Here is a 15,856-nt window from a genome sequence, read left to right as displayed (position 1 = left end):
GCGCGTACACGCTGGCTTTATGACCACCCACCACAAATAAGGGGTCAAAGTCCTAAAGTTAGGACTTTTCAAACAATGCCATCGATTCTAGATGACTGGTATGAGGGAACATATCCAGCATACCTAATTTCGTTAATTTATAGCCTTGCTCTATCAAGCTTTGACTATCCCTAGCAAGGGTAGCAGGATTACAAGAAACATAAACTACACGCTGTGCGCCAAGCTCAGAAACTTGATCGATGATCCCACTCGCTCCCGCGCGTGCCGGGTCTAATAATACTTTATCAAACCGCTCTGCGGCCCAGGCTTGGCCTTCAAAATCTTGCTCAAGGTTAGCGTGATAAAATTGCGCGTTATTGATTTGGTTCAAAGATGCATTGTTTGTGGCTTTTTCTACCATCTCTGCAACACCCTCTACTCCAACCACGTGCTTAGCTAATTTCGCAACTGGTAAACTAAAGTTGCCTAAACCACAGAACAAATCTAACACTCGGTCACTCTTTTGTGGGTCTAACCACTCAACCGCTTGCTTGACCATTTGTTGGTTTACACCTTGGTTTACTTGAATAAAGTTATTTGGTGCAAAAGGGATTTTCACTCCAACTTCTTGATAAAAAGGCATATCGCCTTCGATAAGGTCTAATTGTTCTGTCGATGGCATTAAGTACAACGATGCGCCATGACGTTTTGCCAACTCCGTTAGAGATTGAGTTTCACTCGTTGTCAGAGCGCTCAAGTGGCGCAGCGTAATACACGGCCCATTATCACCAAGTACCAGCTCTACATGACCCAATTGTTCAGGCTTTTTGAACGCTTTTAGGGCTGAGTAAATCTCTGGCAGCAAAACATTCAGTTCCGGTGCCAGCACTGGGCAATCGGTCACTTGCGCAATTTGCTTACTCTGCTTTTTACGGAAACCAAAATGTAGCTGACGTGTTTTTTTATCAACAAACAAGCTCACTCTCGCACGGCGACGGTAGGCCTGCGAATATCCCAATAACGGGGCATCTAGTTCAATGTCACTGCCTGAAAATTTTCGCATTAGCTGACGCAACGTTTGCTGTTTGTACGTCAATTGTTGGTCATAATCTAGATGCTGCAAATCACAGCCACCGCACTCATGATAATGTGGGCAAAATGGCTCCACACGAGCTTCACTCGGCTTAAGGATTTTAATCAACTTACCGCGAGCGTATTTGCTCTTTTCTTCCACCAATTGAGTGACCACCTCCTCACCCGGCAGTGCTCCATCAATAAACAATGGCTTCTTTTTGAGGTAAGCAATGCCTGCGCCGTGGTGATCTAAACGCTCTACTTGCACTGCTTGGTGCCGAGTATTGAGTTGGGTTTTCTTTTTCGGTTGAAAGATGCGTGCCATGCTCTATGCCTGATTTATGTGTAATTGCTCTTCGGCTTCACTATTCTTGATTGCAGCCGTTGTGTGATTCGAGTGACTTGATTATGCTTACCGTTTATTCGGTGACGTCACTTCTTTGCTCAAGGCTTTATCGTGCGCTTGAGAAATAATGCGTTATTTTCCCATATCCAGACTCCGATGTAATTAGATAACATGACCAGATATGGCTTACGAGCACGTGTAATTACACTAACTCTCGCTCCCACTCTCATTATTGGTTTATTACTGAGCGGCTTTTTCTCATTTAACCGCTACCAAGACCTTGAGAAACAAGTTATCACCACTGGTAACAGCATTATTGAGCCGCTGGCGATTGCCAGTGAAACTCATCTACTATCAGAAAGCCGAGAGGCGGTACGTCGCTTGATAAGCTACGCGCACCGCAAAAACTCCAAACTGGTTCGTAGTATCGCGGTATTTGATGAACATCATGAGCTCTTTGTGACCTCTAACTTTCATCCTAATTTTGAAGCCTTGATGTTTCCCAAAGATAAACCGATCCCGCAACTGGGTAATTCGGAAATCTACGAAAACTCACTGATATTGCGTGTCCCCATTTTGTCAGAAGGTCACTACTTAGCGGAGTTGTCGAACGAAAGCCAAGGCACAAAAGCGATTGGTTACATCGCCGTCGAGTTAGATCTCTCCTCCTTGAGGCTGCAACAGTATCAAGAAGTCTTCTCTGCTTTTTTAGTTCTGGTTCTCGGCCTTGGCTTAGCAAGTGTGTTTGCTTCACGTCTAATGCACGATGTGACCCAACCTATCACCCACATGAAGAATGTCGTTGACCGCATTCGCCGTGGTCATCTGGATGTGCGTATCGAAGGCAAAATGCACGGTGAGTTAGACCAGCTAAAAAATGGCATCAACGCCATGGCGGTATCGTTATCAGAATATCACGTGGAGATGCAGCACAGTATAGACCAAGCCACGTCCGACTTACGTGAAACGCTTGAGCAGCTAGAAATTCAGAACGTTGAGTTGGATATCGCGAAGAAACGCGCGCAAGAAGCGGCCAGGGTTAAGTCAGAGTTCTTGGCGAACATGTCGCACGAGCTGCGTACTCCGCTCAATGGGGTGATTGGCTTTACTCGTCAAATGCTTAAAACGCAGCTTTCTAACAGCCAAACGGATTACCTACAGACGATTGAGAAATCGGCGAACAACCTGCTGAATATCATCAATGACATTCTCGACTTCTCGAAACTTGAAGCGGGTAAGCTGGCACTCGAAAACATTCCTTTTGATTTCCGAGAAAGTTTAGAAGAGGTAATTAACCTACAAGCCACAAGTGCACATGAGAAAGGGTTAGAAATCACCCTAAAAGTGGACCCTAAAATTCCACCAGGTTTAGTTGGGGATCCACTACGTATCCAGCAAATTTTGACGAACTTAGTCGGTAACTCAATCAAGTTTACCGAGCGAGGCAACATTGATGTTAGCGTAGAAATGCGCTCTCAATCAGGAGACTCCGTCGAACTGCAATTCATGGTGCGAGATACCGGTATTGGTATCTCTGAGCGTCAGCAAGCGCAGTTGTTCCAAGCCTTTAGCCAAGCAGATGCAAGTATTTCACGTCGTTACGGCGGTACTGGTCTTGGTCTGGTTATCACTCAGAAACTGGTGAGCCAGATGGGCGGCGAAATCAGTTTAACCAGCCGTCTACACCAAGGTTCAACCTTCTGGTTTACGGTGCGCTTGCACTCAACCGAGATGCCAATGAGCGAACTGATTGAAGTGGAACTTCTGACTGGGAAGCAGTTACTGCTGATTGAACCAAACATGCAAGCCGCATCCGTAACCCAACAGATTCTAAGTCAGGAGGGTATTTTAGTAACCTACCGCTCTTCGCTACCAAACAACGAAGAACAATATGATTATGTACTGTTGAATTTAGCGGCCAACCAGACTCACGATGCGGAAGTTATTACACCTTGGATAGAACAAGCGAAACGCATGGCTCCGAGTATTCTCCTAGGGACACCGAGTACCGAATTGGCGCTTGCGGACCAAATAATGACAGAGCATCACGTCCAGTGCCTGACGAAACCATTGTCTCGCCGTAAGTTGCTACAAAGCCTGATTAGCGAACATGTAGAATCGCCACCGGTATTAAGCGCTCCAATTACGCCAAGCGAAGGGGACCGTTTACCTCTCACTGTACTAGCAGTGGATGACAACCCTGCAAACTTGAAGCTGATCTCTGCACTGCTCCGCGAACGAGTAGAAACCGTCACCGCCTGTAGCAATGGCCAGCAAGCGGTGAACCTGGCGACAGAGAAAAAGTACGATTTAATCTTCATGGATATTCAAATGCCACAAATGGATGGGGTGACCGCTTGTAAGCACATTAAAGAGTTGGAGCTAAATAAAGACACGCCAGTGATTGCGGTAACGGCACATGCCATGGCAGGGGAACGAGACCGCTTGCTCTCGGCAGGAATGGATGACTACTTGACCAAACCTATTGAAGAGCATGTGCTACAACAGGTTTTGGTTCACTGGAACCCAAATGCTTGTACAGAGAGCATTGGCAAAGTCGCCCCTTCATACGTTGATGAACCTGAAGGAAGCGCACCACAATCCGTTTCTTCGCCTCAGCAGGATGTGATTATTGATTGGCAAGCAGCCTTGAAACAGAGCGCGAATAAAGAGGATCTCGCTAAAGACATGCTACGCATGTTGATTGAGTTCATCCCTGAAGTAGAAGCAGTCGTTGACCAAGCTCTGGAGCAAGAAGATATCTCTCGTGATGACCTAATTCATGTCATCCATAAGCTGCACGGCAGTAGTTCATATTGTGGCGTTCCAAGACTGAAGTCACTCTGTGCGACGCTTGAGCAAGCACTGCGCTCAGGGATCAGTCTTGAGGAGGTTGAGCCTGAAATGTTCGAGCTGCAAGATGAAATGATTAAAGTAACAACAACCGCAAAGTTATACCTTGAACAGTGATCTATTGAAGAGAAACAAAAGCCAGAGCAAATGCTCTGGCTTTTTAGTATTTTGTTTAAGACTTACAAGCTAGGATTCAAAAATGACCGTCGCCACAGCGTAATGACGCTCATCGGAAATGGACAGGTGAATGTGGTTAACACCCATCGCATCCGCTATTTGCTTGGCTGTGCCCGTCAATGCGAGTACTGGTTTTCCAAGCTCATCGTTCGAGATGGAAAAGTCGTGAAACGTGACCCCTTTTGCGATCCCTGTCCCCAATGCTTTTGAGGCCGCTTCTTTAACAGCAAAGCGCTTAGCAAGATAACGACCTTGCAGCTTAAGCTGTGAGAATTTGGCCATTTCTTCTTCTGAAAGAATCCGCTGAGCAAAAGGTTCACCACTACGAGCTAACGCTTTTTCAATACGCTCAATTTCTGCAATGTCGGTCCCTAACCCTATAATCGCCATCTAGATAGCCCTATGACTGGCGAGCCTCAATCATCAATGCTTTCATGTCAGCAACCGCTTTATTTAAACCATCAAATACCGCGCGACCAATGATTGAGTGACCAATGTTGAGTTCGTAAATTTCTGGTAATGCAGCAATTGGTGCGACATTGTGATAAGTCAGGCCATGCCCGGCATTAACAATAATACCTAGATCATGTGCATAACTAGCACCAGCGGCAATCTTCTTCAGTTCAGCTTGTTGCTCGTCTTCTGTCGTCGCATCTGCATAATGGCCAGTATGTAGCTCAATAAACGGAGCGCCACACTTTTTCGCAGCTTCAATCTGTTGACGGTCAGCATCAATAAAGAGCGAAACTTTGATGCCTGCATCTGTCAGCTTTTTCGTCGCAGCTTTAATTTTTTCAAGCTGCCCTACTACATCTAAGCCACCTTCCGTCGTCAGTTCTTCACGCTTTTCAGGCACTAAACACACAAACTCTGGTTTAGTTTGCAGCGCAATCTCAACCATTTCGTCCGTCACTGCCATCTCTAGATTCATACGCGTTTGAATGGTTTCACGCAGAATACGTACATCACGATCCAAAATATGGCGACGGTCTTCACGTAAGTGGATAGTGATACCGTCCGCGCCTGCACGCTCAGCAATTTCAGCAGCGTGAACAGGATCTGGGTATTTTGTACCACGTGCATTACGTAGAGTGGCAATATGGTCGATATTGACGCCTAAATAAATTGAGCTCATTTTCCGTTACTCCGTGCTCTGGGGGTCTGAATGAAAAATTCACGACTTTTTAAAGGTTTGCCGCCAAGATACGGCTTTAAGGCTATACGTGTAAAGCGTTTTGCCGCTTTTAGCTGCTCTTTAGTGACGAACCGCCGCTCACTGATAGCAATCAGTTCATTCCCTAAAAACGTGAGGTTATCGCGCCTAACCGAAGCAATAAACCCTTTCTGTTCCCGGTAACGATAGGTCATTTCTGGATCGACGGGCTCGCCGGTACCTGCACAATGCAAAAAATCCACGCCATACCCCATCGCAGACAGCAAGGCTAACTCAAAACGACGCAGTGCAGGCTCAGGGTTCTCGTTGTGCGCCAACTCGGTTAACGCATGCAAATAATCATGAAATAGTGCTGGCATCGGCACTTCAGCCATCAAAATACGGCCAATCAGTTCATTGACGTACATGGCTGAGTAGAGATTAATGCCCGTTAACGGCAAACCTAGACTTATCGGCTCGGCTTGACGCAAAGTTTTCATTGAGCCTTTCCCCGACCATTTAAGTAATAGCGGGGTAAAAGGTTGCAATGCGCCTTTTAAGTTCGAACGCTTACTGCGCGCGCCTTTGGCCATTAAAGTCATTCGGCCATATTCCTCACTAAATACATCAAGGATTAAGCTCGATTCACTGTAAGGGCGTCGGTGCAATACAAAACAGCGCTGTAAACCTTCGGAAGACAGATTACTCATCTAAGTCATTGTGCCTAAAAAGTGTGAAATAAAAAATAAGGAGCCGAGCGGCTCCTTATTTTAATCGATACTGATTTTTCATCGATGTTGGAGCGAAGCACCTTCGCAGCCAAGATTATAAATCGTCTATATAACCCAACGATCGCAACGCTCGTTCGTCGTCTGCCCAGCCAGATTTCACTTTTACCCAGGTTTCTAGGTAAACTTTACGACCGAACAATTCTTCCATATCCAAACGCGCTTCGCGACCAATGGTTTTAATCTTCTCGCCGCCTTTGCCAATCACCATTTTCTTCTGGCCATTACGCTCAACAAGAATCAAGGCATTGATGTGGAAACCGTCGGTTTCTGGGTTGTAATCAAAACGTTCAATCTCAACCGTTACTGAGTATGGCAGCTCTTCACCAGTAAAGCGCATCAGCTTTTCACGCACAATCTCAGACGCCATAAAACGCTGAGAACGGTCAGTCACGTATTCTTCTGGGAAGTGATGCGTTGCTTTAGGTAAGTGATTACGCACGTGCTTACGTAGTACGTCAATGTTCTTACCTTGCTTGGCAGAGATTGGCACAACATCCACGAAGTCCATCTTCTTCGACATCTCCGCCATGTGTAGCATCACGTCGTTACGATCTTGTACGTTGTCGACCTTGTTTACACAAAGCACAACTGGGAAGTTCGATTTTTGAAGTTTGGTCAGCACCATCTCATCGTCTTTAGTCCAATGCGTACCATCGACTAAGAAGAACACAAGGTTTACATCACTCAATGACGAGTTAGCTGCACGGTTCATCAAACGGTTGATCGCACGCTTTTCTTCAATGTGAAGTCCAGGCGTGTCGACGTAAATCGCTTGGTAATCGCCGTCCGTATCCACACCCATAATACGGTGGCGTGTCGTTTGCGGCTTACGAGAGGTGATCGAAATCTTCTGACCCAAAATCTTGTTCAAAAGTGTCGACTTACCTACGTTTGGACGACCAACAATAGCAATAAAGCCACAGTGTTGGTTTTCTGGCGAGCTTGGCTCACCCTGTGATGCGAAAAACGCATCGATATCGAATTCGTTATCAGCCATTTGTTAATTGCTCAAGTGCTGTTTCAGCAGCCGCTTGTTCTGCCTTGCGGCGGCTGGTGCCTTTACCGATTACAGGCTTATCCACACCTGCTACTTCGCACTCAACCGTGAACTCTTGGTTGTGCGCTTCACCTTTAATATTAGTCACTGTGTAGACAGGCAGCGGTTTTCTTCTGCCTTGTAGGAACTCTTGTAGGCGAGTTTTCGGATCTTTCTGTGAAACGCCTGGTTTAATGGCTTCAAGGCGTGACTGATACCAACTCAGTACAATGCCTCGCACAACTTCAAGATCACTGTCTAGGTAAATTGCGCCAATAATGGCTTCAACCGCATCGGCTAAAATAGAGTCTCGGCGAAAACCGCCACTCTTCAATTCACCTGGACCTAATTTTAAATAATCTCCTAGATCGAATTCACGACCCAGTTCCGCCAATGTATGTCCGCGAACCAAAGTAGCACGCATGCGGCTCATGTCACCTTCGTTCACTTTTGGGAAACGATGGTACAGATCATCAGCGATGACAAAACTTAAAATTGAATCGCCCAGAAACTCAAGACGTTCATTGTGCTTACTGTTGGCGCTGCGGTGCGTCAGCGCCAAATTGATAAGCCCGGCATCTTGAAACTGGTAGCCGAGCTTTCTCTCTAGTTTATCAATTGGAGAATTCATACTCTCTCGATATTTGAATGGTTAGTGAATGCCACCGATGCGGTTAAAACGCACACCAGTTGGAATCCATGAAGGTAGAACACTATCTGCGCCACGATCAAACTCGAAGCTGATCCAGATCGCGACAGCTTTACCGACTAAGTTTGCTTCTGGAACAAAGCCCCAGTAACGGCTGTCAGCACTGTTGTCACGGTTATCACCCATCACAAAATACTGACCTTGTGGTACAACCCACTCTGTCGTGCCGCTGCGTGGGAAATATTGCTCCACGCGGTTACGCACAAGAGGGTTAACCAAAATATTGTGCTCAACGTTACCCAATTTTTCATCCAGTTGGATCATTGGAATACCGTTCGAGCTAAACTGACTTTCTTCAACATTGCTCAGTTTGACTGGCTTACATGCCGATTCGCCTTGGCTTTGCACGCAAAGCTGCTTATCACTTGAATAACGCACGATATCACCAGGTAAACCAACTACACGCTTAATGTAGTCCACACTTGGTTGTGGTGGGTATTTGAAGACCACGATATCACCACGCTCAGGCTTACCAGTTTCCACTAGCTGAGTACGCCATACTGGGTCTTTTAGACCGTACGCGTACTTCTCAACTAAAATGAAATCGCCAACCAGCAAGGTAGGCATCATTGAGCCTGATGGGATTTGAAATGGTTCGTAGATAAAAGAACGTAATACTAAAACGAACGCGATCACAGGAAAAATAGAGACGCTATTTTCAACCCACCAAGGCTGACGCTCAACTTTTTGCAAGGTCACTGCATCCAAACCATTAGACGTCTGAGCTTGAATCTCAGCCAGTTTTTCCTGACGCTTTTTCGCGAAAACCAGCTTTTCCAATAGCCAAACCACGCCAGTTACCAAAGTCGCAATAACCAACATCAGTGAGAATGTATTCGCCATTAAATTCCCTTATCTAAAAATACGAAAGTGAAAGAGCCGAAACCCTTTCACTTATTTTAATATCTAACGTCTTAAGACCGACAAGTGTGAGACAAAGTTCAACTTTAGTCTTTACCTACGTGAAGGATGGCTAGGAACGCTTCTTGAGGCAGCTCAACGTTACCGATCTGCTTCATGCGTTTCTTACCTTCTTTCTGTTTCTTCAGAAGTTTCTTCTTACGACTTACGTCACCGCCGTAACATTTCGCAATAACGTTCTTACGCAACTGTTTTACCGTTGAACGAGCGATAATGTGGTTACCAATTGCCGCTTGGATTGCGATATCAAACATTTGGCGAGGGATGAATTCTTTCATCTTCTCTACCAACTGACGACCGCGAGTCTGAGACTGATCTTTGTGTGTGATCATCGCCAATGCATCAACAGTGTCACCGTTAAGAAGAACGTCTACACGTACCATGTTCGAAGCTTCAAAACGCTGGAAGTTGTAATCCAAAGATGCGTAACCGCGTGATGTTGATTTCAGACGATCGAAGAAATCCAGTACCACTTCAGCCATTGGAATATCGTAAGTCACAGCGACTTGGTTACCGTGGTAAACCATATCAACTTGACTGCCTCGCTTTTCAACACACAGTGTGATTACGTTACCTAGGTACTCTGAAGGCACAAGGATGTTACAACGCGCAATCGGTTCACGAATTTCTTCAATGTCATTGATCGCTGGTAGTTTTGCTGGGCTATCAACATACAGCAGATCGCCATCCGTCTTCTCAACTTCGTAAACTACCGTTGGTGCTGTGGTGATAAGATCCAAGTCGTATTCACGCTCTAGACGCTCTTGGATGATTTCCATGTGCAACATGCCAAGGAAACCACAACGGAAACCAAAGCCAAGTGCCGCAGAGTTTTCTGGCTCGTAGAATAGCGATGCGTCGTTAAGGCTTAGTTTGCCTAGTGCGTCACGGAAGTTTTCGTAATCGTCGGAAGATACAGGGAACAGACCTGCGTAAACCTGAGGTTTAACTTTCTTAAAGCCTGGTAGCGGTTTATCACAACCATTCTTCGCTAGAGTCAGCGTATCACCAACAGGGGCACCAAGAATGTCTTTGATACCACAAACAACCCAACCTACTTCACCAGTACGAAGGGTATCGGTATCCACTTGTTTTGGCGTAAAGATACCAAGGCGGTCTACACCCCAAACTTGGCCCGTACTCATCACTTTGATCTTATCGTTCTTCTTCAGTTCGCCGTTTTTAATACGCACTAGAGAAACAACGCCAAGGTAGTTATCAAACCATGAGTCTATGATCAGCGCTTGTAGTGGCGCATCTGGATCACCTTCCGGTGCTGGAATCGCTGACACAATGTTCTCTAGAACGTCATCAACACCGATGCCTGTCTTCGCAGAACAGCGGGTTGCTTCCATTGCATCGATACCAACGATTTCTTCAATTTCTTCCGCTACACGTTCAGGATCGGCTGCTGGTAGGTCAATCTTGTTCAAGATTGGCACAACCTCTAGATCCATTTCGATCGCGGTGTAACAGTTAGCCAGTGTTTGAGCTTCAACACCTTGACCCGCATCCACAACCAATAGCGCACCTTCACAAGCCGCTAGAGAACGTGATACTTCATATGCAAAGTCAACGTGCCCCGGAGTATCGATGAAGTTCAGCTGATACGTCTCACCGTCTTTAGCGGTGTAGTTTAGCGTCACACTCTGAGATTTGATGGTGATGCCACGCTCACGTTCAAGATCCATAGAATCCAGAACCTGTGCGGCCATTTCACGATCGGTTAACCCGCCACAAACTTGGATTAGACGGTCTGATAGGGTCGACTTACCATGGTCGATGTGGGCGATAATCGAAAAGTTACGAATGTGCTTCATAGATTTAGGGTGACTAACTCTTTACAAATAGGGACAGTAAGAAACGCCATCTACTGACGGCATTTCAATCAAGTTGGCAGATTCTACCGAATTTCGTTAACGGGCGCACGTAATTTAAAGTACATACCCAAATAACCTTTAGTGGAGGGGGACAGCACTTACTGGATTGGCTCTCCAAGTACCCGAACGAGGGTAACTTGGCGCTTAGATTCATCTTCTAACGGACGAGAAACACGTTTTGCGATCCACATTCCACCAGCGGCAAACAATACCGATGCCAATATGATGATGCCTTCCCCGCCGGCTGTCAGCGGCGCTAATAGGAAGTGACCAAACATCGCACCGATAATCAAACCAAACAATGGCAGTAAATAAACCGCCATTGCTGATTTTATTAGGCTCGACTCAGGAAAACCAATCTCGACGACTTGACCTATTTTCACCGATTTATCCGTGCGCAGGTGCCAAGATAAACTCTTGTTACCAATGGCTTTAGTAACAACGCCCGTTCCACAGCTTTTCTGTGAAGAGCAACTACTGCAACTGGTCTGCTGTTCGCAACTTAAATCAATTTCGAATTGCTTGCCGCGACGATGCACGTCTGTCACGGTAGCCAACGCGGTCATCATTGTTATTTACTCTTTGTTACATTAAATGTGACAGATTGGGCGATACGCTGTGCTGTGGTCGGTGGAATGTCTCCTACAACAGAGATTTCATGTTGACCGCTCACAAAACTGTGTAGCGTTCTTCTGCCTTGGCGAACCAACTGCCCTTTTAACGAATGCTCATCTTTGTTTGCTACGTAAACAGAGAAGCTAAACAGACCATCAGAATACAGCTGGCTCTCCACCATTTGGTTAGTAACGGCCATACGATAGCGGTTGAGCTCGTTCGGCTCGAAACCCTCAGGGATCCAACCAACCTGCCAATTACTTGTCCCAATATCGCCTTTTGGCATGGTGAGAACAGCAGGTAATTGAACATCTTGCAGGCCACTCATTAACTCTGCGATTTTTGGGTTTACCGTGTAAGAAATAGTGCGATATTGTTCAAGCATTTCACCATCGCGGTCCACAAGGTCGGCACGCAACGGCAATTTACTCTTTTCATCGATCCATAGTACGTATGAATAGCGCAGACCGTCTTTAGGAACAATACGCAGCACTTGTGTTGCCACACCAGCTTCACGAGCTCTACCCACTTTTACATAGTCGTAATACAAGTTTAGCTCATCGATATTGGTGTTGAGCATAGGCATAGTCGGAGCGACCATTTTACCTGACTCGATGGTGAACGGTTCTAAACCCGTTTCGATATAACTTACTTCAGTTCCGCGACGAATCACTTCACGCACAGGGCCACTTAAGTAGACAAGATGAGCATATTGATCGTCACCATGCGTGGCATGACGATACAGCAACGGCTCAATGCTGTTCTTTTTGATAAGGATATAAGAGAGTTCGTAACTTAAATTCTTACTCGCCTCGCTCATTTGATGCAATAAAGCCTCCGCTGGCTTGTCACCAGCAAAGGCTTGAGAAGACATCATACTGAACAGAGCGCAAGCGCTGATCAGAAATTTTTTCATTCAATATCCGGATTCAGATTTGCATCTTGTTGAGATGCATCACTGTTAATTCGTAACTGCAATTCGTAGTCTCGCAGCATAGCATGAACACGCTTGCGCTGCTCTTGCATATTTGCCTCGCCTACAGAACGTTCTACAGACTCACGAGTCAAACTCACTGGTTCTGCGCTGCCAGCAAACGGAACCGTCTGCAATACAGGTAATTGATCTGTTTGCGGCGACATTGAATCGCTACCACCGTACTGCTGTACACCTAAAATAACAACAAGCGATACACATGCAGCAACAGCAACTTGACCAAACTGCGTCAACCAACCTGGCAACTGACGTTTTGCTTTTTGCGGTTCTGGTTGCGACTCTTTTGGCGTATCCGCAATTGAGATAACATTTGCACTGTGCGAATCAAACGCACGGTGTGCAGGTTCATCTTCTAACGCTAACGCCACGCTTTCAGCAATATTCCACTCAGGTTTTGCTGGCGCTTCGCCTCGCATCACATCACCAATCAGGTGATAGTTCTGCCAAGCATCACGGCTCTCTTGGTCTTGCTCTAACTCTTGAATTAAAGCCTTATCGACCAATTCTCCATCCATGAGAGCTGAAAGTTTTTCTTTGTCAGCCATTATTTTCACCATAGTTATTACTTGTACTAGCGTTGCAAAAGAGGTCTGATTTTCTTTTCCACCGCCTCACGAGCACGGAAGATACGCGATCGTACCGTTCCTACCGGGCAATCCATCACTTCTGCAATTTCTTCATAACTCAAGCCATCGAGCTCTCGTAATGTCATTGCGGTTTTTAAATCTTCAGGTAAAGCTTCGATTGCACTGAACACCACCCGTTGCAATTCTTTGGACAACGTTAAGTTCTCAGGGTTCGATATTTCTTTAAGTGCACTACCTGTTTCGTAAAATTCAGCATCTTCAGCATCGACATCTGTCGCTGGAGGTCTACGCCCTTGAGCAACAATGTGATTTTTCGCAGTATTCACTGCAATGCGATACAGCCACGTATAAAACGCACTTTCCCCACGAAAGCTAGGGATAGCTCGGTAAGCTTTAATAAACGCTTCTTGTGCTACATCTGGTACATCGCCAGGATTACTAACGTATCTGGAAATAAGATTACATACCTTATTCTGGTACTTTGTTACCAACAGGTTGAATGCTTGCTTATCGCCATTCTGAACTCGCTCAATCAATACTTGATCGGTCAGCTGCTCGTTCATTCGAGCGGATACTCCTATTTGTTATGCCCCTACTCTTCTCAGATATGGGTACTAATTATGCAAAACGTAGTATTGACACCACTGCTTACTTGAGCACTATTGTGACCCTAACGTGAATGAGAAAGTTCCATGGTTTCTCAAGTTTTTTGTCATTGTTTTTTCACAGTGTGATGTCTGTACCCAAATGACCACCGCTGCCTGACTTTAGTCTAAGTTTGACAAGCGAGCATCTTGGAGGGAAATGGGTATAATGAATGATCTCTGTCCCAGATTGTGCTGGGTCGAGCATGGAAAAGCAATGGCATTGACAAACTATTACTTTTCATTTGCATGGCTAATGGCTATCTGAACACCGCGTTACAAATTATAACTTAGGAAGCATGCTCATGCTCTGCATGAAAAAGAAGAGTGGCTCAGTCACCGCCGTAACACGGACGTCGATAGGTCTCCCAACTTAGCCCTTAGCGACAGATGTCGCGATAATGGAATGCACATGGTGTGCAAATAATACACAAGGTAACTTTGTTACCTTAGCTTGGGATTATAAAAGTTATATGAACACAAATCGTGAACATGAGTGTGATGTATTAGTGGTAGGGAGTGGCGCGGCAGGTTTGTCGTTGGCTTTGCGCGTTGCTAACCACTGTAAGGTGATGGTGCTGAGTAAAGGACCACGCAGCGAAGGGGCGACATACTATGCTCAAGGCGGTATCGCTGCCGTATTTGATGAGTCAGACACCATTGATTCACACGTTGAAGACACGCAAATCGCCGGGGATGGTATTTGCGATGAGGAGACCGTAAGGTTCATTGCTGAGCATTCAAAAGAGTGTGTACAGTGGTTGATTGACGGTGGTGTCCCATTTGATCGTGAAGAAGATGACTCTGACGATGAACCTCGCTACCACTTAACTCGTGAAGGTGGTCATAGCCGTCGTCGTATTCTTCACGCGGCAGATGCGACAGGTATGGCGATGCAAACCTCCCTGCAAGATAACGCTCATAACCATCCAAACATTCATGTTCTCGAACGTCACAATGCTCTGGACTTAATCACCGAAGACAAAATTGGCGGTGATAAAAACAAAGTTATCGGTGCTTATATTTGGAACCGCAACGAAGAGCATGTCGAAACCGTGCGAGCCAAATTTGTGGTTCTCGCTACAGGTGGTGCTTCAAAGGTTTATCAATACACCTCTAACCCAGATGTGTCGTCTGGTGATGGTATTGCGATTGCTTGGCGTGCAGGGTGTCGTGTGGCTAATATGGAATTTAACCAGTTCCATCCGACGTGTTTATATCACCCAGAAGCACGTAACTTCTTGCTAACTGAAGCGTTACGTGGCGAAGGTGCTTACCTGCGTCGTCCAGATGGTTCTCGCTTTATGCCAGATTTCGATGAACGTAAAGAGCTTGCTCCGCGTGACGTCGTGGCTCGTGCTATCGACTTCGAAATGAAGCGTTTAGGCGCCGACTGTATGTATCTCGACATCAGTCATAAGCCTGCTGACTTTATTACGAAACACTTCCCAACCATTTATTCACGTTTGATGGATTTGGGCATCGACATGACTAAAGAGCCAATCCCAATCGTACCTGCTGCACACTACACTTGTGGCGGTGTCATGGTGGATAGAAATGGCTGCACCGATCTGAAAAATTTGTATGCGATTGGTGAAGTTAGCTACACCGGGCTGCACGGTGCTAACCGCATGGCATCAAACTCACTTCTCGAATGCGTGGTTTATGCTTGGTCTGCGGCAAAAGATATTCTAAAACATCACACTAACGTTGAGCTACCCTCACAGGTGCCATGTTGGGATGAAAGTAAAGTAACCAATAGTGATGAAGAAGTGATCATTCAGCACAACTGGCACGAGCTTCGTCTGTTTATGTGGGACTACATGGGCATTGTGCGAACTGACAAGCGTTTAGAGCGCGCCTTACGCCGTATCCAACTGTTGCAACAAGAAACACACGAGTACTACAGCAATTTCCGAGTGTCGAACAACTTATTAGAACTGCGTAACCTTTTACAAGTAGCAGAGTTGATGGTTCGTTGTGCGATGCAGCGTAAAGAGAGTCGAGGTTTGCACTACACGCTTGACTATCCGAACCAACTGGAAAACAGCGGACCAACGATTTTGGTTCCAGCTAAACAGCTTTAACTTTACCAAT

General features: G+C 46.0%; 14 protein-coding genes. 2 read left to right on the top strand and 12 right to left on the bottom strand.

Going from position 1 to position 15,856, the window contains the following annotated elements:
• Positions 1 to 58: 58 nt before the first annotated feature.
• Entirely contained in the window at positions 59 to 1,378 is a 1,320-nt protein-coding gene (rlmD, locus tag R7Q11_RS14585; RefSeq protein WP_154205033.1) for a 23S rRNA (uracil(1939)-C(5))-methyltransferase RlmD, read from the bottom strand.
• A 192-nt stretch (positions 1,379 to 1,570) separates the two neighbouring features.
• On the opposite strand from rlmD, the gene barA reads away from it, so the two are divergent.
• Complete coding sequence (barA, locus tag R7Q11_RS14580; RefSeq protein WP_025768845.1) at positions 1,571 to 4,369, top strand: two-component sensor histidine kinase BarA; 2,799 nt, start codon at positions 1,571 to 1,573, stop codon at positions 4,367 to 4,369.
• A 69-nt stretch (positions 4,370 to 4,438) separates the two neighbouring features.
• Here the strand turns inward: barA and acpS are convergent, their stop codons facing one another.
• From acpS to rpoE, 11 genes are all read right to left on the bottom strand, one after another.
• Positions 4,439 to 4,819: a holo-ACP synthase gene (gene acpS / locus R7Q11_RS14575; RefSeq protein WP_005380927.1), complete on the bottom strand. Its 381-nt coding sequence runs from the start codon at positions 4,817 to 4,819 to the stop codon at positions 4,439 to 4,441.
• Between the two features lie 10 nt (positions 4,820 to 4,829).
• Positions 4,830 to 5,564 carry a pyridoxine 5'-phosphate synthase gene (gene pdxJ, locus R7Q11_RS14570; RefSeq protein ID WP_005384579.1) on the bottom strand — a complete coding sequence of 245 codons (735 nt, stop codon included), beginning with the start codon at positions 5,562 to 5,564 and terminating at the stop codon, positions 4,830 to 4,832.
• Entirely contained in the window at positions 5,561 to 6,292 is a 732-nt protein-coding gene (gene recO / locus R7Q11_RS14565) for a DNA repair protein RecO (RefSeq protein ID WP_005384578.1), read from the bottom strand. The genes pdxJ and recO overlap by 4 nt, the downstream gene beginning before the upstream one ends.
• A gap of 115 nt (positions 6,293 to 6,407) precedes the next feature.
• Positions 6,408 to 7,370: a GTPase Era gene (era, locus tag R7Q11_RS14560; protein ID WP_005380931.1), complete on the bottom strand. Its 963-nt coding sequence runs from the start codon at positions 7,368 to 7,370 to the stop codon at positions 6,408 to 6,410.
• A complete protein-coding gene (gene rnc, locus R7Q11_RS14555) occupies positions 7,363 to 8,040 on the bottom strand; it encodes a ribonuclease III (protein ID WP_005380932.1) in 678 nt (225 codons plus the stop codon). Before rnc ends, era begins: the two co-directional genes overlap by 8 nt.
• Before the next feature lie 21 nt (positions 8,041 to 8,061).
• Positions 8,062 to 8,961 (bottom strand): signal peptidase I, encoded by a 900-nt coding sequence (gene lepB / locus R7Q11_RS14550; protein ID WP_005380933.1) that lies wholly within the window; start codon positions 8,959 to 8,961, stop codon positions 8,062 to 8,064.
• Between the two features lie 104 nt (positions 8,962 to 9,065).
• Positions 9,066 to 10,859, bottom strand: coding sequence for a translation elongation factor 4 (gene lepA, locus R7Q11_RS14545; protein WP_005380934.1), 1,794 nt, complete (start codon positions 10,857 to 10,859; stop codon positions 9,066 to 9,068).
• A gap of 158 nt (positions 10,860 to 11,017) precedes the next feature.
• Positions 11,018 to 11,488, bottom strand: a complete 471-nt coding sequence (locus tag R7Q11_RS14540) for a SoxR reducing system RseC family protein (protein WP_005380936.1) — start codon at positions 11,486 to 11,488, stop codon at positions 11,018 to 11,020.
• 2 nt (positions 11,489 to 11,490) lie between these two features.
• On the bottom strand, positions 11,491 to 12,450 hold the full coding sequence (gene rseB / locus R7Q11_RS14535; protein ID WP_005380941.1) for a sigma-E factor regulatory protein RseB: 960 nt from the start codon (positions 12,448 to 12,450) through the stop codon (positions 11,491 to 11,493).
• Positions 12,447 to 13,073 carry a sigma-E factor negative regulatory protein gene (locus R7Q11_RS14530; protein WP_005380944.1) on the bottom strand — a complete coding sequence of 209 codons (627 nt, stop codon included), beginning with the start codon at positions 13,071 to 13,073 and terminating at the stop codon, positions 12,447 to 12,449. The genes rseB and R7Q11_RS14530 overlap by 4 nt, the downstream gene beginning before the upstream one ends.
• A 26-nt stretch (positions 13,074 to 13,099) precedes the next feature.
• Entirely contained in the window at positions 13,100 to 13,678 is a 579-nt protein-coding gene (gene rpoE / locus R7Q11_RS14525; RefSeq protein WP_005380946.1) for an RNA polymerase sigma factor RpoE, read from the bottom strand.
• Between the two features lie 554 nt (positions 13,679 to 14,232).
• Here rpoE and nadB point away from each other — a divergent pair.
• Positions 14,233 to 15,846: an L-aspartate oxidase gene (nadB, locus tag R7Q11_RS14520; protein ID WP_005380947.1), complete on the top strand. Its 1,614-nt coding sequence runs from the start codon at positions 14,233 to 14,235 to the stop codon at positions 15,844 to 15,846.
• Positions 15,847 to 15,856 lie beyond the last annotated feature (10 nt).

The organism is Vibrio sp. 970, from assembly GCF_033339075.1.
This window is presented reverse-complemented; position numbering and strand designations above follow the sequence as displayed.

What these genes read in the sequence shown, in the direction of transcription:
- rnc (WP_005380932.1), bottom strand. Translation starts at nt 8,040, where the DNA reads ATGAATTCTCCAATTGATAAACTAGAGAGAAAGCTCGGCTACCAGTTT.
- R7Q11_RS14540 (WP_005380936.1), bottom strand. Translation starts at nt 11,488, where the DNA reads ATGATGACCGCGTTGGCTACCGTGACAGACGTGCATCGTCGCGGCAAG.
- recO (WP_005384578.1), bottom strand. Translation starts at nt 6,292, where the DNA reads ATGAGTAATCTGTCTTCCGAAGGTTTACAGCGCTGTTTTGTATTGCAC.
- lepB (WP_005380933.1), bottom strand. Translation starts at nt 8,961, where the DNA reads ATGGCGAATACATTCTCACTGATGTTGGTTATTGCGACTTTGGTAACT.
- rlmD (WP_154205033.1), bottom strand. Translation starts at nt 1,378, where the DNA reads ATGGCACGCATCTTTCAACCGAAAAAGAAAACCCAACTCAATACTCGG.
- era (WP_005380931.1), bottom strand. Translation starts at nt 7,370, where the DNA reads ATGGCTGATAACGAATTCGATATCGATGCGTTTTTCGCATCACAGGGT.
- acpS (WP_005380927.1), bottom strand. Translation starts at nt 4,819, where the DNA reads ATGGCGATTATAGGGTTAGGGACCGACATTGCAGAAATTGAGCGTATT.
- pdxJ (WP_005384579.1), bottom strand. Translation starts at nt 5,564, where the DNA reads ATGAGCTCAATTTATTTAGGCGTCAATATCGACCATATTGCCACTCTA.
- lepA (WP_005380934.1), bottom strand. Translation starts at nt 10,859, where the DNA reads ATGAAGCACATTCGTAACTTTTCGATTATCGCCCACATCGACCATGGT.
- R7Q11_RS14530 (WP_005380944.1), bottom strand. Translation starts at nt 13,073, where the DNA reads ATGGCTGACAAAGAAAAACTTTCAGCTCTCATGGATGGAGAATTGGTC.
- rseB (WP_005380941.1), bottom strand. Translation starts at nt 12,450, where the DNA reads ATGAAAAAATTTCTGATCAGCGCTTGCGCTCTGTTCAGTATGATGTCT.
- barA (WP_025768845.1), top strand. Translation starts at nt 1,571, where the DNA reads ATGACCAGATATGGCTTACGAGCACGTGTAATTACACTAACTCTCGCT.
- rpoE (WP_005380946.1), bottom strand. Translation starts at nt 13,678, where the DNA reads ATGAACGAGCAGCTGACCGATCAAGTATTGATTGAGCGAGTTCAGAAT.
- nadB (WP_005380947.1), top strand. Translation starts at nt 14,233, where the DNA reads ATGAACACAAATCGTGAACATGAGTGTGATGTATTAGTGGTAGGGAGT.